This window comes from Paenibacillus sp. FSL P2-0322 (genome assembly GCF_037975315.1).
Taxonomy (GTDB): domain Bacteria; phylum Bacillota; class Bacilli; order Paenibacillales; family Paenibacillaceae; genus Paenibacillus; species Paenibacillus polymyxa_B.
In genome coordinates this window covers 3,786,053-3,804,637 of the sequence record NZ_CP150243.1, presented here as the reverse complement: position 1 = coordinate 3,804,637, position 18,585 = coordinate 3,786,053, and the positions used below count along the sequence as shown (strand labels likewise).

The window sequence follows — 18,585 nt, the reverse complement described above, 5'->3', positions numbered from 1 at the left end:
GGGGATATGCCAAAAATGACTTTAGCCGAGGCTCAAATGATGTACAAGCTTTGGTGTGACGCTGAGGCGGCACTCGCTACAGGAAAATCATACACCATCGCTGGTCGGTCTATGACACGGACAGACATGAACGTGGTATTGGAACGCAAGAGATATTATGGTCGCATCGTTGACGATTTGGAGAATCCGGGAGTGAAACGCAGAAGCAAAGTAAGAGGAATCACCCCGTTTGACCGATGAACTGGCTGGACAAGACTCTAAACTTTGTGGCTCCGGGAATTGCGGCTAAAAGAGAGGCGTCCCGCCTGGATGTTGCAAGGCATGAAGCAGCTCAGGCAGTTATTAATAGCTACAAAGAGTCATTTGGTGGAAAAGGATACGGCAGGCATGGAGCTAGCCGCACAAAATCGTCAATGGTCATGTGGCAAACGCCAGTTGGTGACGCTGATGCAGATATTCATGAGAATATTAACGAGCTTAGAGCCCGGGCCAGAGACTTACACATGGGATCTGACGTTGTTGCAGCAGCTCACAAGGGTTTGCGAACGAACATCGTTGGTACTGGCTTACGCCTCAACCCTGCCTTTGATTCCAAATTTCTAAAACTCAGCGATCAGGAAAGCGAAGACTTGAGGGCGAGCATACACAGGGAATGGGCATTGTGGGCTGAAACAAGCAAATGCGATGCGGCAGGGCTCAATGATTTTTACGAGTTGCAAGCCCTAGCTTTCTTGTCAACCCTCATGAGCGGGGACGTATTCGCTTTGTTGCCAATGCTGCCGAGAGATCATGCGGTTTATGACCTCAGAATCAACCTAGTTGAAGCTGACCGTTGTGATACTCCTTTTAATGTGCAATTGGACGATTTGGATCGGGTCCAATCTGGCGTTGAGGTTGACGCAGACGGTATGGTGGTTGCGTACTATTTCAGCAACCGTCATCCGGGTAGCAGTAGGTTTGACCTGACAAGTGAAAGGGAATGGGTCCGGGTCGAGAAGTATGGCAAGCAGACGGGGCGATTGAATGTAATCCATCTTTTTGAAGCGGAGCGACCAGGGCAACGCCGGGGCATACCGATTATTGCGCCTATTATTGAATCTTTAAAACTCCTCAACCAGTATACAGAGGCGGAATTGATGGCTGCTGTTATAACGTCAATGTACACCGTGTTTGTAAAAACTCCAGGAGACGATGGGCAAGATCCGTATGGTATGAATGAACCGGAAACTGACAATCAGTATCAAGAACCTATACCGGGAACAGGCGGCGACAATATAAAAATGGGTCGCGGTGCAATTGTTTATCTGGACCCTGGTGAGGACGTTCAGTTCGCTGACCCATCAAGGCCGAATCCGAACTACGAGGCTTTCGTCAGGGCGCTGCTGAAACAGATTGCAGCAGCTCTTGAACTGCCATATGAAATACTGACCAAGCAATTCACATCTTCATACTCAGCGAGCCGTGGAGCACTATTGGAAGCTTGGAAAATGTACCGCATGCGCCGTTCCTGGCTGGCTAAAACGCTCTGCCAGCCTATTTATGAAGAATGGTTTGTTGAGGCTGTAACCAAAGGTAGAATAAACGCGCCTGGCATCTTTGATGACCCGGCTATTTTTGCTGCCTACACACGGGCTGAATGGCATGGACCAAGTCAGGGTTTACTTGATCCAACCAAGGAAGTAGGCGCTGCTGTTACCCGGATTGAGAACAATTTAAGTACAGCCACAAAGGAAACGGTCGAGCTGAACGGCGGATCATGGGAACAAAACATTCAACAGCGTGCGTATGAGAAAGCACGACTCAAGGAACTGGGACTGACCGAAGGAGCTGCACCAGTTCCAGTTATGCCATCTGAACCGTCTGATGAGGGCGACGAAGACAACGACGATGAGGAAGGGGGTGAAGAAAAAGATGGCGAAGAAGCTCAAACTTAACGGAACTGTTGTGAGTCAAAGCGTGGTTTGGATTTATGACTGGTTCGGCATTGCAACCATTAACCCTGCTGCTGTTTCGGATTTTTTGGATGAAGCAAACGGCGAAGATGTTGAAATTACAATTATTTCAGGCGGGGGTGATGTTTATTCCGGCGCAGAAATCTACACATCTCTCCGAGATTACCACGGAAACTCCACGGTTAAGGTTGTTTTTGCCGCCTCTGCCGCTTCTGTTATCGCTATGGGGGGCAAGAAGGTCCTCATGTCTCCTGCTGGGCAGATGATGATCCATAATTCATCTACATCCGCATGGGGTGACCGCAATGACATGAATGATACGGCAACCATGCTCAAGTCTGTTGATGATTCTATTGCCAACGCTTATGTCAACAAAACGGGCATGAGTCGAGAGGAATTGCTTGGCCTGATGGATCAGGAAACTTGGATGGACGCGGTGAAGGCGAAGGAATTAGGGTTCGTTGATGAGATCATGTTTTCTGAGACGGTCCCACAAACGACGAATAGCGCCGCTGGAGGTCAGGTTATACCCGAAGAAGTCATTAACAAAATACGCAACGAGTTCCTTTCTAAAGGCGGGTTCATCTCACAGTCTCCAGCTCTTGGTGACGGAGGACCAGAAGGTATTATTGACCTGAACGCCAAGACTCCATTAGCCAGCGTCAACACGAATAGAGGTGGCGCACCTACTGGATTAACAGCAGAAAGACTGAAAAATCAGATAAGCCAAATGAAGGGAGAAAACAAACCGATGGATTTAAACCAACTGAAAAACGAGCACCCAGACTTGTACAACGAGGTGGTCAGTCTGGCTACTACAGCCGAACGCAGCCGTATTAGCGCACTGACAAATATGGAGGGCGCCCCTGGAGCCAAGCCTTTTATTAAAGATGCCATCACAAATGGCGAAACCGCCGGTGATGTGGCTATGAAAATCGTTCAAGCATCAATTACGCGTGTGGGCCAAGAGGGGACGCAACGCCAACAAGATTCGGACGACAGCGGTGTGAAAAATGTATCCCCAGAAGCGCCTGTAATCACTGTCGGTGCATCAAATGATGACGCTGAAAACGAACAAGCCGTCAACAACATGATTGAGTATGCAAAGCAGCTCCAAAACAAAAAGGGAGGTCGTAAATAATGCCAGCTTATGAAAGCCAGCCGTATGACAATCTGTACGCAGGTGGAGTCGAACCGAAAACGGTCATTGCAATTATCGTCAAAGCGGGGTCTGGAGTGGTTAAACGTGGTACTGTCTTGGGCAGAGAAAGCCAACTCGCTGAAACAGATCCGTACGCAGGAACACCGATCACTGTGCCAGTAGATTCGAGTAAGACGGGCGGTATTGAGAATCCATACTGCATCTTGGCAGACGAAGAGGTCGACGCTACAACCAAGGATGCTCGGGCCGTGGCTTACACATCTGGTGAGTTTAATCGTGATGCTCTCAAGTTCGGCGGCACTGATACAGTTGCAAAACACGAAGTCGCCATGCGTAACATCGGTCTTATCACAAAACGAGTAGTTAAATAGGGAGGATTAATACATTATGGCAAAAGATATTTACGCATTTCCGCAGTTATTCCGTGTAGTCGAATCATTTCCACAGGATTCTTATTACCTACTGGACACATACGCATCCGAAGGGGAAACGTTCGACTCCGATGAAATTGAAATCCAGACTAAAAAAGGTCACCGTCCGCTGGCTCCTTATGTCAATGAATTGATGCCAGGTAAGGTTGTACTGCGCACTGGATTTACAGCCAAACAGTACAAGCCTGCGCTAGTTAAACCTATGCGTGTCATCACTCGGAACGATCTTAAAGTAAGACGTGCTGGAGAGACTTTGTATAACCCGGATTCTCCGGATGTTCGGGCGCAGAAACTCCTGATCGAAGACACGGCTGAATTGTTAAGCACAATCGACCGCCGAAAGATTCAACAGTTGTCCGAAACCATGTTTACGGGCAAGACAACGCAAATCGGTGAAGGTGTGAATCAGGAATTGGATTGGGATTTTACCAACAAGGAAGTTCTTTCAGGAAAAGACTTCTCGGACCCAACTTTTGATGTTGTTGCTTATCTCACAGAGAAGAAAATGAAGGTCATGCGAAAAAGTGGCTTGACCATGCGTAGGGTGTTGACCACTTTTGAAGTTGGATCTGCAATTACTAGTCATCCTACTTTGCTTGCAATGATCAAAGCAGAAAAAGAAACCCTTGATGTCGGTAATTTGAACCAAGACATTCTGCCAGAGGGCGTTGTATATCATGGTTATTTGCGTCAGGCTGCTATTCATATCTGGTCCTACACCAATTCATACACCGACGAAGAAGGTGAAGAGCAGGATTACATTCCTGCTGGAACACTTGCGTTACTGCCAGACGGAAAACCGTTTGAGTTTAACTATGGAGCTAACTTGATCATGGGGGATGACGGTCAGTTCCAGTATGTCAAGGCAAAGGTAACGCCGCAATCATGGACTACTAAAGAACCTGCAGCTCGTTACTTGCAAATGTTGGCCCGTCCTATCGTCGTTCCGCAAAATGTGGACGGATGGTATGTAGCTAAGGTTCTTAACTAAAAAGGAGGAAAACAGAGATGGCACATATAGCAACGTGGAATATCCGTCACAACGATAAGAATTACAAAATTGGTGAAGAGGTCCCTGTTAGTATTGGCAAAGAGGCGATTCAACGACTGATTGATCTTGGAATGGTAGAGGATGACAAGAAGAATACCGCCAAGCCTGCGGAATAAGGGGTTAGGAGGCGCGTCATGAGCGATATTCAAACTGAATTGATAAAACCGTTCAGTTTTAAGGATCAGATCGAGCGGGATGTGAAGTCCGTTTTCTTGAATGAACGTGAGTTTGCCGACTGGCATGAAATCGCCTTTATGAGTCCGCCGAAAAACGGACTGCCTGCCACATCTGAACCGCCTGTCAAAATGTTGGTTATTGTTGATGATGATGAACTGAGAGATCGGAAAAGTAGCGCCTCGAATCCAACAGATGGCGTTTACGATGCCGATCTTTTGTTTTATGCCCAGCGTGCCGACTTCCTGCTGAACTTTGGCAGGTTACCTGTGCTGCAGAGCAAAATCAGATTCGACGAACGTACCTATACGGTCACAGATATCCAAGATGATGAAAATATGGTTACTATCACGTTGGGGCGTAAAGGCTCATGATTCGCGTCGATGTCAAAGAGCTTGCGGTGATGAAGAAGCGCTACGAGAAGGTCAAGGCTCAAGCTAAAACGGCTGTGTCCCGAGCGATGAACCGTGTTGCATCTAATGCACGAACCAATGTAAAAAAAGAAATCGCAAAGGAATATGTGATCAAATCAGGCGATGTAAATAAAACATTGTCAACCACCAAGGCCAGCGCTTCATCTACTTCAAGCGTAGTGCGTTCGACCAGCCGGGGAACTGGACTGGATAAATACAAGTTCAATCCGAAACGAGCAACGGGAAAGCGGCCTAAAGTTTTGAAGGCGGCTGTTAAAAAAGGGGGAGCGGTAAAGGGGATCAAGGGCGCGTTTGTGGCAGACAAAAACGGAGTAAAGATATTCGTCCGTGAAGGAAAGAAGAGGCTGCCTATTCGCCGTCTGTACGGTCCTCCAGCTCCAGAAATGTTCAATCAGCAAAAAGTGCGTACTCCTGTTGAGCAGAAAGCCCGAGAAACCTTCGAGGAACGTATTATGCACGAACTGGATAGGGAGTTGAAACCATGACCCCATTTATGCTTAGAGACGCTTTGGTCAAAGAACTGGAGCGTCTTTTTGCTGACTCAACATATCTGAATGCACGTGGTGAGTTGTCCAAACTAAACATTTACGCGCAGAACCTGCCTGCAAAAAGCCAAGAAGATGATGACGATCATTACCCGTTCATTCTTGTTCGTGTGGGTGATGTTGTCGATGTTTCGGACACCGAAAACTCAACGTGCGCCATTATGTTGAGCGTTGGAATCATTGATGAAGGGCTGGACATGCGCGGTGAAGATACTGTCCTTAATATCACACAGCGTATCAGACAGCACTTTCTTTCCAACCGAACGTTGGACAAGCAATTTATTTTGGAACCTCAGCTCACATGTTCACTTTTCGAGGAAGAAGATATGTACCCTTACTTTTTCGGCTATGTGGACATGAGTTGGATCATTCCTGCAATAAGAGAGGGTGTTCAGATTGACTACTGAAAAAACAGAAATTCAAGACGTTAAACAGGCGGAAAAGCCGCCTGTAAAAGATAAGAAAGACGGTTCGTCTGTAGTTCCTGTTCAGCCGGTCCAAACAACCGAGCGCGAACAACTGATTTACATTGGTCCCAATCTTCCGGGTGGAAGACTGGCGAAGTATTTCATTTCACTGGGTGGGTTCCCGGCATATCTAAGTGACATTTCAGACAAAGTCCCTGCCATCACGGAACTGTTTGTCCCGGTTACTAATCTGGCAGCCGCTAAAGTGGCGATGGACCAGCCGGGAACTACTCATAACATTGCTTATGCCGCTGTGGTTGAGGCGATCCAAAAAGGAGGAATTTAAGTGGCTGAACGTCATGGTGTATTTATCACTGAACAGCCCGCATCTGTCATAACCCCTGTGCGGCTCAATGTCACATTGCCTGTTGTATTCGGTACAGCTCCGATCAACCTTAGTACGCTTGATGCTACACCAGTAAATAAGCCGATTCTGTGCGAATCGTGGGCTGACGCGGTTGCTGCGTTCGGATATTCGGACGACTGGGATGATTTTACCCTTTCTGAATTCATGCATTTCCATTTTAAAATTTCGAAACAATCGCCAGTCGTTTTTATTAACGTTCTGGACCCTGTGAAGCATGCAACCTCAGTCACGGCGGCTTCTTATACGTTGGTTAATGGCACGCTTACGGTTGCGGTGCAGGGGATCATTAAAACTTCTGTGCTGGTCACATCTGATGATGGGGCGACCACATATATACTAGGCACCGATTACGCTCTTTCCTTTAACGAAGCTGGTCATTTGGTGGTATCTCGTATCGCTTCCGGCGCGTTGGCATCTGGTGCAAAGGTCAAAGTTGGTTACAGCAAACTGGACCAAAGCAAAGTTACATCTGCGGATATTATCGGCGGTATGGATGTTGACACAGGTATTGCTACGGGGCTGGAATTGCTGGATCAAATTTTCCCGCTGTTCCGAATTGTTCCCGGTCTAATTGCTGCACCGGGGTTTTCACATAATCCTGTGGTCGGTGCGATTATGGTTGCAAAAGCCAACTCGCTTAACGGTGGGCACTTTAAAGCAACGGCCCTCACAGATCTGCCATCCAACGTTGTATATACCGAGATTGCGAAGTGGAAGAAGGACAATGCTTATACGGACCCACAGCAGATTAACACCTATCCGCTGGCTACCAAGGACGGTTCGGAATACCACATGTCTACGGTTGTGGCTGCAGCAACCGTTAAATCTGACGTTGATAATGGCGGCATTCCTTCGACTTCTCCGTCGAATACAAACGCGAATATTGACGGTACTGCTTTGACAGATCGTGATTTTTTACTTGGTCCACAGCAAGCGCAGTATCTTAATGCGCAAGGGATCGTAACAGCACTCAATTTTGTCGAAGGGTTTGTAGTGTGGGGTAACCGGACAGGAGTTTACCCGGATGCTAAAGACCCGCAATCTAGCTTTATACCGGTACGCCGTATGTTCAACTGGATTGGTAATACGCTGACTCTAACCTACTGGAAGTACCTTGATGATCCAACCAATAAGAAGATGATCGAGGCAATCACTGATTCAGTGAACGTCTGGATCAATGGTCTGGTAGCTGCAGGTTACTTGCTGGGTGGACGTGTTGAATTTAACGCTTCGGAAAACCCAATAGAAAATCTGATTGATGGCAAAATGAAATTTCATGTGTACATCACGCCGCCGTCTCCGGGTCAGGATATTGATTTTGTACTGGAATACGATGCTTCTTACTTTGCATCGTTGTTCGCAGCTTAAAGGAGGTTTGAACATTGGCTAAAGAGCAGATCAGTCAACGGACGATACAATATGAGGCTTACCGTAATGGTTCGGAGTATTTGGGGACTACAACCGTAGACCTTCCCGAAATCACATTACTAGCTGAGGACGTGACAGGCGGGGGTATTAACGGTACTGTCAATACTCCGACTATGGCCCAATTCGATGCCATGTCTACTACCCTGAATTTCAGGACTCACGAAGAAAGTTATTATTCCCTTTTTGCTCAAGAGATCCACGCCATAGATTTACGGGCAGCTATCCAGGTGCAGAACCGTTTAACCGGGCAGTTGGATGTTGTACCGTACAAGGTATCATTTCGCGGTAATCCCAAAACAATGTCTTTGGGCAGCTTGGAACCAGGAGCGACGTCCGACAATTCTGTGGAATTTGAAGTGACCTATATCAAGATCACACTTAATGGAGCGGTCAAGGTGGAAATTGATAAATACAACTCTGTTTGTGTTATCAATGGTGTCGATTACTACGCAAAAATCCGTCAGGCGCTTGGGAATTAATCATTTCCGGGCGTTGACCCGGATTAAAATATGGAGGATTATAACATGACTAATATCGCTAAAGAGGCAGAATTGAAACCAGTGGAGAAGGTAGAAGATACTTCACAATATACGCTTAAATTCGATAAACCTTGGGACTTTGAAGGCGAAAAATATACGGAATTGAAATTTGATTTTAATAAAATCAATGGTCGTAAGATGATTGCACTTACTAAAAGATTGGATCTTGATGATATGAAAACTCCTGTCAAGGCAATTAGTATGGAATTGCAAGCTGCTGTATGTGCTGAGGCTGCAAGTGTTCCGATGGAGTTGATTCTCGAACTTCCGGGCAACTATTTTTCTAAAGTGACTGTTATGGCTCAGAATTTTTTGCTGCTATAGATGCAAGTGAAGATGTTGCATCTGATATCCGGGAAATTGTACTGACTTTATCAATAGAAACCAGAAACAGCATTGATTTTTGGTTGGATCAACCGATAAGCGACCTGTCTAAATGGCAGGACGCTTTTTCTGCTTATGCAATTAAAAAAGAGAAGGCGCTAGAGGAAGTTGAAAAGGCCCGAAAGAGAGGGCGGTGAGATAGTGGGACGCGAATATGATGTGGCGATGAAGCTCGCGGCTAATTTGGACCAGAGCTTCTTTGGTGCGTTTGATAAGGCGATTCAAAAAGTAAATGGTCTTGAAAATAGCTTTAAAGAACTGAAAAATATCCAGATGCCTACTGGAGCGATTACCAATTTGCAGCAAGAAGTTGGGCAGTTAAATACTAAGCTGCAAAGCGTTAATGCCAACCGGGTTGGGGAAAACGTCTTTAAGCCTCTCAAAGATGATATCAGGGACGTGAAGACGGAGCTTACACGGCTCCAGTCCATGCGCTTGTCGGGAGACATAACCCGTGCGCTAGAGGTTAATGTGCAGGGGCTTGAACACAAGCTCAAGGCTCTTGGACATTTGAGGATAGGCGCGAAAGTATTCGAACCGATGATGGCAGACGCAAGAGCAGTCGAGGCGCAAATACGAGTCATTCAATCTATGCGGATCACAGGTGATATCGTCAAAGATATCCGAGAAGATCTTAAAAAACTGGAAAATGAATTTAAAGATATCAAGCGAATAAACGGCCCCAAAGACGTTTTCCAGAACATGATTAGCGAATTGAAAATTGTTATTCCAGATCTGCGAGAGATGAAGAAGCTTCTTGCAGACATAGCCCGCATTCGCATGCCTTCAAACCAATTCGGAAACGACATTGAAGCGTATGTAAGGCAGATTAAAGAATTAGAGAAGCGAATGAGAGATATCCAACGCATTAACGGTCCTTCGGGCGGTGGTGGCGGTGGATCTGGCGGAGATGATTCAGGGGGCGGCGGTACATTACTTGCCGCTGGTGGAGCTGGGATGATGGCGGGAGCTGCCGTGGCTGCGGGCGGCTTTTTTGCGTTTAAATATGCGGACGAATACCAGAAGGCCATGCTTCAAATTCAGGCCAGCACAGGGCAGACAGAGGCCCAAATGAAGGGCATGAAAGACATTGCCAAGAATCTGTACAATCAGAAGCTAGGTGAGGATTGGAACGATCTAGCGCTTGTCGTCGGTAAGGCGAAAAACGTCTTGAAGCAAACCGGGCCTGAACTAGAAAAATCAGCACGAGGCGCGATTGTCCTTCGAGACACCTTCGAAAATCTGGATGTTGATGAGTCTATTAAGACCGTCGATACCATGATGAAAAACTTTGGTATCACATCGGAGCAGGCTTACAATCTGCTTGCACAGGGCGCACAGAAGGGGCTGGACAAGTCCGGCGAATTGTTGGACAGCGCCAATGAATATTCGGCCTACTTTGCAAAATTAGGATTCAGCGCAGAAGGTATGTTCGATATTTTTTCTGCAGGTCTGGATGCCGGGGCCTTTAACCTTTTTATTAGGGCTTTATGGCGGCGACGCCATACCGAAACCTCTCTAATTCATGGGAAACCCTAACGTTGAGACGAGGGAAATCATGAGCGAAGACCGTGATATACGGGAACGTGCAACGACTATCGGTGAGAAACCGAGTACACGCAAGCGCGTGGAAATGGGAGGGGACTCTTAGGAGTTCTTGATATAGTCTGATCTGCATGGAAACATGCAGCTGCCTTTAGTGGCGGGTAAGGCGTAGCGAGCCTTGCTGAACAGTATGTGATAAAGTCGGTGACGGTATTAAGGAATTTGGTATCCGTACAAAAGACGGATCTAAATCATCATTAGAGGCATACAAATCCATCGGGCTCGGCGGTAAAGAAATGACAGCAGCATTCGCCAAAGGCGGTAAGACCGCACAGGAAGCATTCCTGAAAACCGTGAAGGCTATTGAAGCTGTGAAGGACCCGGTTTTGAAGAATGCTGTTTCTGTGCAGTTGTTTGGTACCCAAGCCGAAGATTTGGAAGCTCGCGTAATCAAGTCTTATGGCAATGTTAAAAAGCAGTTCGATAAGACAAAAAACACGATTGACGAGATGGCGAAAATAAAATATAGCAGCATGGGCGATGCCTTCAAGGGCATTGGTCGGCAGTTATTAACGTCGATCATTATTCCTGTTTCTAACTTGCTGCTGCCAGCCTTCAACAAATTTAGTAACTGGTTTAATCAAACAGGACCGATGATTAACAAATTTTTTTCAAGCGTAGGAACCAGTTTGAGTTGGGTTAGTAAAATCATTATGAAGACTGGACAGTTACTTCAAAATACATGGGATAGTACAGGATATTATACTGCTGCGGTCGGAATAAGCAATATCGGTAGGGAAATAGGACTGAGTGAGGAGAATGCCTACAAGCTATCCGGTGCTATTACCGATATAAATGATCGATTGTCCAGATTAAAGCCCTATGTTGATATTCTTAAAGGATTAGGTGATGTAGCTTACAACATCACAATTGGTACTGGTGATATATCAGGAGTACAACAAATCAATAAAGGTTTGCAGTCCATTGGATTCAGCCCGGATCAGGCTATTCAAATATCAAATAGTGCGGTTGATATATTCGATAATATACGAGGCAAGGCGGAAGTGTTTGTTGCAAGTCTCAAGCCAATCATGGGCGATATTAAAGGATATTTTAAAGAAGCTTTCACATTTGGGGCTGGTTTGGATTTTAGAGAGATTGTAGACAGATTGAGTGATCTTCGCAAATCTATCACGCCTGTAATAGAATCTATCGTCACCGGGATCGGCCCAGCATTGCATTCTGTTGCTTCTCTGCTTGTTCCACTTATGAAGGTTGGTAAGCAAGCGTTCAATGCGATAATCCCTTTGGTTATGAAACTATCTTCTTCTATTTCTTCCAAGCTTGGACCTGTGTTTACGTCAGTTTTTGGATATTTGACGAAAACTTTGTTGCCTCAGGTCAGTTCTGTACTGGCTGCATGGTTGCCTAAAATAGGAGCTCTGTTTAGCAAGGTCGGTGGTCTGATTATGGCAATATACAACACAGGTATTGCGCCTGTAATTGATAGATTGGTCAGTATATTTAAATGGGCATGGCCCGTTATCACCACTGCTGTAACTGGTGCTATCAACATTCTCAAGCCTGTTATAGGTGGAATTATTGATGTACTGGGCGGTGTGATTGACTTTTTGACAGGTGTTTTCACGGGTAACTGGGATCTAGCATGGCAAGGTATAAAAGAGGTTGCGGTGGGCATTTGGGAAGGTATCACGGGAGCCGTGAAAGCGGCATTTAACAATGTCATCGCAATTATCAATTCAGCCATCCAGAAAGTAAACAGCTTTAGTTTCACTATGCCCGATTTACTCGGAGGCGAGACAATAGGAAGTTTAGGCATACCCGAAATTCCAATGCTTGCGGATGGAGATATTACCAACCGTCCGTCCATTATGGGTGAGGCTGGCTGGGAAGCCGCAATTCCGATCAACAACAAGCCTAGATCCATGAATCTACTGGAAAAAACCAATAGACTCATGGGCTACAACCCAGGCGGAAACGGTGACAATCTGAATCTTAACTTTAATATTGTAATCCAAGGGAACGCGGATAAAGAAGTAGTGACGCAGGCGGTCAAAGCTGCAGAACCTTCTTTCCGTCAGCAGTACAAGCAAATGAAGCGTCAAGATGCGAGGACAAGCCTATGACGAAATATACCACGATCCAGGGCGATACCTGGGACATGATTGCTTATAAGGTGTTTGGCGATGAAACGTTGATGATACAGATCATGAATTTGAATCTGGACTACATCGACGTTTCTGTTTTTTCTGCCGGGACAGTTCTGCAACTGCCGGACGTTTCTGTGGTTGAAGAAACCGCCTCTGACTTGCCTCCGTGGAAGGTGTGAGCATGGACGATATCATTAACGCAAGACGTGCCCAAGTTGTTGTTAACTACAACGGCAAGGACATCACCAAAGAGTTGTCCGATTACTTATTGGATTTTACTTATACCGATGCAGAGCCGGGCACGTTGGACGATTTGCAAATTAACCTTGAAGATAAGGCACGTAAATGGTCAGGCCCTTGGTCGCCAAGCGCGGGAGATAGGATAGTTGCATATATAAAGACAATCGGGTGGGATAAGCTTGGAGAGATTAAGCGGCTCAATTGTGGCACGTTTGAGGTCGATTCAATCGACTTTGCCGGGCCACCCGATACGGTCAGCATTAAAGCAGTGTCTCTTCCTGTTACTACTAACGTGCGTCAGGAGAAAAAAACGAAGGCTTGGGAGTCTGTGACGCTCAAGTCTATTGCTGCTGAAATTGCCAAGCGTGCGGGTTTCTCTTTGATGTATGAGGCCCATAACAATCCGAAATACGACCGCCAGGATCAGACCGATGTGTCTGATTTGTCGTTCCTCAATGATCTGTGTAAACAGGAAGGCATCGCCTTAAAGGTAACGGGCAAAAAGCTTGTCCTCTTTGACGAATACGTTTATGAGCAAAAACCGCCAGCGCTGACCATAGAACGCGGGGTTTCGGATATTATCAGCTATGGTTTTACATTCTCTACTCAGGACGTGGCATATGCAGGTTGCGAGGTCAGTTATCAGCCTGCCGCAAAAAAGAGCACGTCTAAGAAAAAAGATGATAAGAGTACAACAAAAGCTGTTGCTGAATCAACTTCTAAGGATTCAAAAAAGAAGAAAGAGAAATCCGAGCAGCCAAAGCCTATTAAGGTTATTTATCGTCCGCCTGGCGCTCCGAAAGATGGACCAATCTTAAAGGTGTCTCAGAGCGTTGGTTCACAGGCTGAGGCAATTAACGCGGCCCGTAAGAGCCTGCGCGAAAAGAATAAAGAGGCTGGTAAAGCTACATTGTCTCTTATGGGTAATGTGGGCCTTGCTGCTGGGATGACCATCACTATAAAAGGCTTTGGCAGGTTTGACGGTAAGTACATTATCGTTTCCGCCACTCATGCAGTTGGTGGGTCGGGCTATACGACCAATCTGGAAATTAGGAAAGTTTTGGGGTGGTGACATGGCTGCAGATGAATTAGTAAGGATCGGCGTTGTTTCCAGCGTAGATACGGACACAGGAATGGTCCGGGTAGTCTTCCCAGACATGTCCGACATGGTTTCCCCGGAACTGCCGCTTCTAACAACCGGGACTGGTTGGGGGCTATCAAACGCGATGCCTGAGCCGGGCGACAATGTGCTGTGTGTCTTTCGCGGTGGCGGGCGGACAGATGGTTTCTGTCTTGGTGCGCTATATGATGGCAGCTATGATATGCCCGCCGATCAGTCCCAGCGTGGTATCTACTTCGAGGATGGCAGCTACGTGTATTTTGATAAAAATACAGGCTCCATAGAGGTCAATGCGGTCGGAGCTGTGAACGTACAAGCGAAGGCCGTAAGTATACAAGCGGATTCCGTGCAAATTACAGCCCAAACCGTAGAGATTAAGGCCAGCAGCGTAAATATAAATGCTCCAGCGGTCCGGTTCGGTGGTAATGTAACGGTCGTCGGATCGGTAAAGGAACTCAATGAACCGATTGAAGGTGAATAATTATGGCAGCTAAAATAGGGAGCTACGGCAATATTGCTTTTGTTGTTACGCCGGAGGTCATACGTACATTCCGGGAACTTACCCGTTCCTCCGCCAGCCGATGGGCGGACCATGAAATCATGTTGAAAAAGCCCAAAAGCCAGTTCTTAGGGCCGGGGCTGGACACCGTGACATTTACCATGTATTTCGCAGCGTGGCATGGGACTAACCCGCGAAAAGAAATGGAGAAGTTGGTGGAATGGGATCGGAAGGGAAAGGCTGGAGCGTTGACAATCGGCGGTAAAAAGTTGGGCGTTGGTCTGTGGGTTGTTACGGGTCTGGAGCAGGCTTGGAGTTACGTAGACAACCGAGGGAACCTGTTAGCTGGGACCATTAACATTACGCTAAAGGAGTATGTTAAATGAGCCAGTACAACCTTACGTTATCCGGTACTCGTCAGATTGATTTTGCACCAGCCAACAAAGAGGAAGAATTGCGACAGAATCTATTTACACTGTTAACGGCTTGGCGTGGATCGGTTGTTTTAAATCGGCAATTCGGATTTGATCCTGCTGCTTTGGACGAACCCACAGAGGTTTCCAAGGCACTTATTACATCGCAAATCTATGAGCTGGTCGGTGAGTATGAACCAAGGATTTTAATTCAGGAGATACAGTTTGTTAATCCGCAGGATGATCCTGACAATGGGCGGTTAATTCCGGTCATTTACTTCGACGAACAGGAGGTGAATGCAGATGACTACACTGGCTGAACTACCGGATATTGATTTTGTCCAAGCAGATGTTAAGGCAATGCAGGATTCACTTATTACGCTTTATGAATCAATCGCAAAGAGGCAGCTTGCCCCAGCCGATCCGCTACGTATTTTCATTGATGCAATAGCATACAAGATGCTACAGCAAGAAGTTAAGCTGAATCAGGTCGCTAAGGGGCAACTACTCCGTTATGCACGCGGCGCTGTACTGGATCATTTGGGAGCCTTCGTGGAAACACCGCGTTTGGGTGCCGATTATGCCATTACCCTAATCCAGTTCACGTTGTCCACTCCACTGACAAATGTCCAAATTATCCCCGCAGGGACCCGTATAGGTCCGACTGAGGGGGACGGGACCATATATTTTTCTACCAAGGAGGCCGTTTCGGTGCCGATCGGTGATGTTGTGGTCACGGCTGCAGCCGAATGTAATGTGTCTGGCACAGAAGGTAATGGATACATTGCAGGCCAACTCACAACGTTAATTGACCCACTTCCATACGTGGCATCTGTCACCAACCTTACTGAAACATCGGGCGGAGCTGCCGTGGAGGACAATGACCCATACCGCGAGCGGATTCACATTGCCCCGGAATCGTTTAGTGTAGCGGGTCCAGATGGTGCGTATGAATATTGGGCCAAAACTGCCAGTGCATCAATAGCAGACGTACATGTGGATTCTCCGAGTCCTATGCAGGTGGTGGTTACCGTGTTGCTTGCTGGTGGGGTCATCCCCACACAAACCGTTCTTGACGAAGTGTTCGCGGTGTTGGACGACAGAAAGCGGCGGCCTCTTACAGATAAAGTGACTGTCAGATCGCCCACAACAGTCGATTACAATATTGATCTGACTTACTATATCCGTAAATCGAGAGCGACAGACGTAACGAGTATTCAAAAGGCCGTAGAGGTCGCTTCATCTGAATACAAGCTGTGGCAAAAGTCAAAATTAGGGCGCGACATAAACCCATCTCAGCTAACGCATATGCTTGTTGCAGCCGGAGCTTCACGACTTGAAATTCGATCACCTGTATTCTTGGAGCTTAATTCAAGTCAGGTAGCCAAGGAAGGGACTACGACGGTGGTTTTTGGAGGGCTGGTCGATGATTAAGCTTTCAGAATTAAGCCTATTGGACCTGCTACCTGATAACTTGCGGACAGATAAGCAGGTGCGTGATGCAGCGATGGCGCTTGATGTAAAGATGGACGAGTTAACCGCAAAAATCCAGAAGGTTAATTTGTTCGGGCGAAGCGACTGGACGGACGAAGAAACGGACGAATTGGCTTGGCAGTTCCATGTAGACTACTACGACCCTACATTGCCGCTTGAGCAGCGTAGGGAGCTTGTTCGACAGTCTATCCCCCTCCATCGACGCAAAGGCACACCGAGCGCTGTGGAGGATCTAGTGACCACTATATTCGGCTATGGCAAGGTGGAGGAATGGTGGGAGTACGGCGATGATCCTGGCTATTTTCAGGTTGTTGTCTCCAACCCAAAGGCCACGGAAGAACAGGCGCAGCAGTTTATCGAGGTTGTCGAGTCTGTGAAGCGGAAAAGCGCCCACCTGCGCCGCGTTGTTGTCTTGGATTCGGCAAAGGGCACACATTACTATGGTGTAGGTACACAGCAAGTGGACTTCATCAATTTAAGGCAGGTGAATTAAATTGGCTTTCGACGGAATCCAAATTACTAATCGTGGTCGAAATCTGCTGGCAAAGGCAGAAGCTGGACAGACCAAAATAACATATACAAAATTTTCAGCGGGGGACGGGAAGTTAGCTGGGCAAATGCCGATTGCATTAAAGGCTCTTATCAATGAGAAAATATCCTTCCCAGTCAGTCGGTTGAAGATACAAAACGAAAATGTGGTTGTCCCAGGTTTTGAGTTTAGCAACCAGGGCGTTGCCTCCGGCTTTTTTTTTCGCGAAGTCGGTTTATGGGCGACCGATCCAGACCTAGGCGAGATCCTGTACGCTTATGCAAATTCCGGTGAGGGAGCCGAGTACATTGATGCTCAAAACACCTCCGCTGTATTAAAGAAGCTATTTAACTTCGAACTGACTGTAAGCAATACAGCCCAGGTGACGGTGGTTGTTGACGACACAATTATTTATGCTACTCCGCAAGATGTAGCGGATGTCCTAAAGAAATCTAAGGAGTACACGGACGAGCAGATTTTAAATGTAAAAGTCCCCGATGCCAGCACTACTCAAAAGGGTATTGTTCAGTTGTCCAACGATCGGACAAGTACTTCTATCACCACTGTTCCAACGTCACAAGCTTTGAGCACCGCTTATAATGACTTATTTACAGGTAGCTACAGGTCCCGAGGAAATGTACCTGCCAATTGGAATTCGGCAAAACTAGAAGGTAGTTATACCGTTAGTTTAGGAGATTGGACAGGATACTTAAACTATCCTGCTAACTCATACAGTTATGGCAAGCTTTTGGTATTAGGCGGTGCCGGGGCAATTGTACAAATGTACTTCACACACGATAATCCGGGCAGAATTTATGAACGGATATGTTTCAATGATACTGATTGGAGACCTTGGACAGAATTACTACTTACTAATGGCGGTGATTTACAAAGAATATTGTCGGTGCGTCTTGGAGACTTAGGTAAAGTAGCTGGAAATACCCAAGACATAGCTTCATTTAAAAGTGGTACATCAAATCTTACAGGTTTGGTTATTCGGCAAGTACGCGTATCTAATGGATCGGATTGGACATCAACAGCAACGGATTTACTACGAAGAACAGACGGAACCGACCAAGCTGTTTTAAGGTTTCAGGGTGACGATGTATTCTTTAAAAATGCTGATTCGTCTTGGACTTCCTTACGCGATTTAAAGCAATCTTCCGTTGATAAATTTACCAAGATCGCGAACGCTATCAACGGAAAAGGCGGGAACGCCAACGCCAGCATGACTGGTGATGAGTTCGCGGCTGCTATAACGAATCTGCCAGTAAAAAGATTCGCAAGCGGTACGTTCAATGGTCAGACAGCGACTGCGGCTAACTCCAGCGTGGGGGCCTCTATGACCGTAAGCGTCAATAACATGACTTTCCTTCCTAAACGTGTGTTCATCCGGCTAAGGTTGAAAGACACATACAACAACCTGTATATAGAGGGTTATGCAACCTCTACGATACCGGATGAAGGAGACACATCTATGTACGGAAGGTTTAACAATCGTATTAGCATAAGCAACTTCACACAACAAAGTGGGGGTTTTTCATGTTTGATTGGGAGCAGTAAAATCAATGATTATGCTGGCGCGTCTTCTACTGCGGTTATGGAAGCCTTTCAATGGTTCGCATTCGAATAAGCAGAAA

23 protein-coding genes are annotated in these 18,585 nt (G+C 46.6%); all 23 read left to right on the top strand.

Annotated elements, in window-relative coordinates; all coding sequences use genetic code 11:
• The first annotated feature begins 6 nt into the window (after positions 1-6).
• On the top strand, positions 7-240 hold the full coding sequence (locus MKY24_RS16880) for a DUF6148 family protein (RefSeq protein WP_322175121.1): 234 nt from the start codon (positions 7-9) through the stop codon (positions 238-240).
• The gene (locus tag MKY24_RS16875; RefSeq protein WP_339200461.1) at positions 237-1,934 is read left to right on the top strand and encodes a phage portal protein; all 1,698 of its coding nucleotides are present in this window, start codon (positions 237-239) and stop codon (positions 1,932-1,934) included. The genes MKY24_RS16880 and MKY24_RS16875 overlap by 4 nt, the downstream gene beginning before the upstream one ends.
• 10 nt (positions 1,935-1,944) lie before the next feature.
• A complete protein-coding gene (locus MKY24_RS16870; RefSeq protein ID WP_339200460.1) occupies positions 1,945-3,093 on the top strand; it encodes a head maturation protease, ClpP-related in 1,149 nt (382 codons plus the stop codon).
• On the top strand, positions 3,093-3,485 hold the full coding sequence (locus MKY24_RS16865) for a head decoration protein (RefSeq protein WP_339200458.1): 393 nt from the start codon (positions 3,093-3,095) through the stop codon (positions 3,483-3,485). The genes MKY24_RS16870 and MKY24_RS16865 overlap by 1 nt, the downstream gene beginning before the upstream one ends.
• Positions 3,486-3,501: 16 nt before the next feature.
• Positions 3,502-4,536, top strand: a complete 1,035-nt coding sequence (locus MKY24_RS16860) for a major capsid protein (protein ID WP_339200456.1) — start codon at positions 3,502-3,504, stop codon at positions 4,534-4,536.
• Between the two features lie 17 nt (positions 4,537-4,553).
• The gene (locus tag MKY24_RS16855) at positions 4,554-4,712 is read left to right on the top strand and encodes a hypothetical protein (RefSeq protein ID WP_339200454.1); all 159 of its coding nucleotides are present in this window, start codon (positions 4,554-4,556) and stop codon (positions 4,710-4,712) included.
• 18 nt (positions 4,713-4,730) lie between these two features.
• Entirely contained in the window at positions 4,731-5,144 is a 414-nt protein-coding gene (locus tag MKY24_RS16850) for a hypothetical protein (RefSeq protein ID WP_339200453.1), read from the top strand.
• Positions 5,141-5,689, top strand: a complete 549-nt coding sequence (locus tag MKY24_RS16845; RefSeq protein ID WP_339200452.1) for a phage tail protein — start codon at positions 5,141-5,143, stop codon at positions 5,687-5,689. The genes MKY24_RS16850 and MKY24_RS16845 overlap by 4 nt, the downstream gene beginning before the upstream one ends.
• The gene (locus tag MKY24_RS16840) at positions 5,686-6,156 is read left to right on the top strand and encodes a hypothetical protein (RefSeq protein ID WP_339200451.1); all 471 of its coding nucleotides are present in this window, start codon (positions 5,686-5,688) and stop codon (positions 6,154-6,156) included. Before MKY24_RS16845 ends, MKY24_RS16840 begins: the two co-directional genes overlap by 4 nt.
• A complete protein-coding gene (locus tag MKY24_RS16835) occupies positions 6,146-6,502 on the top strand; it encodes a hypothetical protein (RefSeq protein WP_316243859.1) in 357 nt (118 codons plus the stop codon). Before MKY24_RS16840 ends, MKY24_RS16835 begins: the two co-directional genes overlap by 11 nt.
• Entirely contained in the window at positions 6,503-7,951 is a 1,449-nt protein-coding gene (locus MKY24_RS16830; RefSeq protein WP_339200450.1) for a phage tail sheath family protein, read from the top strand.
• A gap of 14 nt (positions 7,952-7,965) precedes the next feature.
• Positions 7,966-8,490 carry a phage major tail tube protein gene (locus tag MKY24_RS16825; RefSeq protein WP_316243857.1) on the top strand — a complete coding sequence of 175 codons (525 nt, stop codon included), beginning with the start codon at positions 7,966-7,968 and terminating at the stop codon, positions 8,488-8,490.
• Positions 8,491-8,535: 45 nt separating this feature from the next.
• On the top strand, positions 8,536-8,874 hold the full coding sequence (locus tag MKY24_RS16820; RefSeq protein WP_316243856.1) for a phage tail assembly protein: 339 nt from the start codon (positions 8,536-8,538) through the stop codon (positions 8,872-8,874).
• Between the two features lie 168 nt (positions 8,875-9,042).
• A complete protein-coding gene (locus MKY24_RS16815) occupies positions 9,043-10,473 on the top strand; it encodes a phage tail tape measure protein (RefSeq protein WP_339200447.1) in 1,431 nt (476 codons plus the stop codon).
• 302 nt (positions 10,474-10,775) lie between these two features.
• On the top strand, positions 10,776-12,626 hold the full coding sequence (locus MKY24_RS16810) for a hypothetical protein (protein WP_339200446.1): 1,851 nt from the start codon (positions 10,776-10,778) through the stop codon (positions 12,624-12,626).
• Positions 12,623-12,829: a tail protein X gene (locus tag MKY24_RS16805; protein WP_064963706.1), complete on the top strand. Its 207-nt coding sequence runs from the start codon at positions 12,623-12,625 to the stop codon at positions 12,827-12,829. The genes MKY24_RS16810 and MKY24_RS16805 overlap by 4 nt, the downstream gene beginning before the upstream one ends.
• Positions 12,830-12,831: 2 nt before the next feature.
• On the top strand, positions 12,832-13,962 hold the full coding sequence (locus tag MKY24_RS16800) for a contractile injection system protein, VgrG/Pvc8 family (RefSeq protein WP_339200443.1): 1,131 nt from the start codon (positions 12,832-12,834) through the stop codon (positions 13,960-13,962).
• 1 nt (position 13,963) lies between these two features.
• A complete protein-coding gene (locus MKY24_RS16795; protein WP_339200441.1) occupies positions 13,964-14,491 on the top strand; it encodes a phage baseplate assembly protein V in 528 nt (175 codons plus the stop codon).
• Between the two features lie 2 nt (positions 14,492-14,493).
• A complete protein-coding gene (locus MKY24_RS16790) occupies positions 14,494-14,895 on the top strand; it encodes a phage tail protein (protein WP_339200439.1) in 402 nt (133 codons plus the stop codon).
• The gene (locus MKY24_RS16785) at positions 14,892-15,242 is read left to right on the top strand and encodes a GPW/gp25 family protein (protein WP_339200437.1); all 351 of its coding nucleotides are present in this window, start codon (positions 14,892-14,894) and stop codon (positions 15,240-15,242) included. The genes MKY24_RS16790 and MKY24_RS16785 overlap by 4 nt, the downstream gene beginning before the upstream one ends.
• A complete protein-coding gene (locus tag MKY24_RS16780; protein ID WP_339200436.1) occupies positions 15,226-16,356 on the top strand; it encodes a baseplate J/gp47 family protein in 1,131 nt (376 codons plus the stop codon). Before MKY24_RS16785 ends, MKY24_RS16780 begins: the two co-directional genes overlap by 17 nt.
• A complete protein-coding gene (locus tag MKY24_RS16775) occupies positions 16,349-16,909 on the top strand; it encodes a phage tail protein I (protein WP_316243847.1) in 561 nt (186 codons plus the stop codon). Before MKY24_RS16780 ends, MKY24_RS16775 begins: the two co-directional genes overlap by 8 nt.
• A gap of 1 nt (position 16,910) precedes the next feature.
• On the top strand, positions 16,911-18,578 hold the full coding sequence (locus MKY24_RS16770) for a phage tail protein (protein ID WP_339200434.1): 1,668 nt from the start codon (positions 16,911-16,913) through the stop codon (positions 18,576-18,578).
• The last annotated feature ends 7 nt before the right edge of the window (positions 18,579-18,585 follow it).

Coding starts and splice junctions, on each gene's coding strand:
- MKY24_RS16880 (WP_322175121.1), top strand. CDS start 7: ATGCCAAAAATGACTTTAGCCGAGGCTCAAATGATGTACAAGCTTTGG.
- MKY24_RS16875 (WP_339200461.1), top strand. CDS start 237: ATGAACTGGCTGGACAAGACTCTAAACTTTGTGGCTCCGGGAATTGCG.
- MKY24_RS16865 (WP_339200458.1), top strand. CDS start 3,093: ATGCCAGCTTATGAAAGCCAGCCGTATGACAATCTGTACGCAGGTGGA.
- MKY24_RS16860 (WP_339200456.1), top strand. CDS start 3,502: ATGGCAAAAGATATTTACGCATTTCCGCAGTTATTCCGTGTAGTCGAA.
- MKY24_RS16855 (WP_339200454.1), top strand. CDS start 4,554: ATGGCACATATAGCAACGTGGAATATCCGTCACAACGATAAGAATTAC.
- MKY24_RS16850 (WP_339200453.1), top strand. CDS start 4,731: ATGAGCGATATTCAAACTGAATTGATAAAACCGTTCAGTTTTAAGGAT.
- MKY24_RS16845 (WP_339200452.1), top strand. CDS start 5,141: ATGATTCGCGTCGATGTCAAAGAGCTTGCGGTGATGAAGAAGCGCTAC.
- MKY24_RS16840 (WP_339200451.1), top strand. CDS start 5,686: ATGACCCCATTTATGCTTAGAGACGCTTTGGTCAAAGAACTGGAGCGT.
- MKY24_RS16820 (WP_316243856.1), top strand. CDS start 8,536: ATGACTAATATCGCTAAAGAGGCAGAATTGAAACCAGTGGAGAAGGTA.
- MKY24_RS16810 (WP_339200446.1), top strand. CDS start 10,776: ATGACAGCAGCATTCGCCAAAGGCGGTAAGACCGCACAGGAAGCATTC.
- MKY24_RS16805 (WP_064963706.1), top strand. CDS start 12,623: ATGACGAAATATACCACGATCCAGGGCGATACCTGGGACATGATTGCT.
- MKY24_RS16800 (WP_339200443.1), top strand. CDS start 12,832: ATGGACGATATCATTAACGCAAGACGTGCCCAAGTTGTTGTTAACTAC.
- MKY24_RS16795 (WP_339200441.1), top strand. CDS start 13,964: ATGGCTGCAGATGAATTAGTAAGGATCGGCGTTGTTTCCAGCGTAGAT.
- MKY24_RS16790 (WP_339200439.1), top strand. CDS start 14,494: ATGGCAGCTAAAATAGGGAGCTACGGCAATATTGCTTTTGTTGTTACG.
- MKY24_RS16785 (WP_339200437.1), top strand. CDS start 14,892: ATGAGCCAGTACAACCTTACGTTATCCGGTACTCGTCAGATTGATTTT.
- MKY24_RS16780 (WP_339200436.1), top strand. CDS start 15,226: ATGACTACACTGGCTGAACTACCGGATATTGATTTTGTCCAAGCAGAT.
- MKY24_RS16775 (WP_316243847.1), top strand. CDS start 16,349: ATGATTAAGCTTTCAGAATTAAGCCTATTGGACCTGCTACCTGATAAC.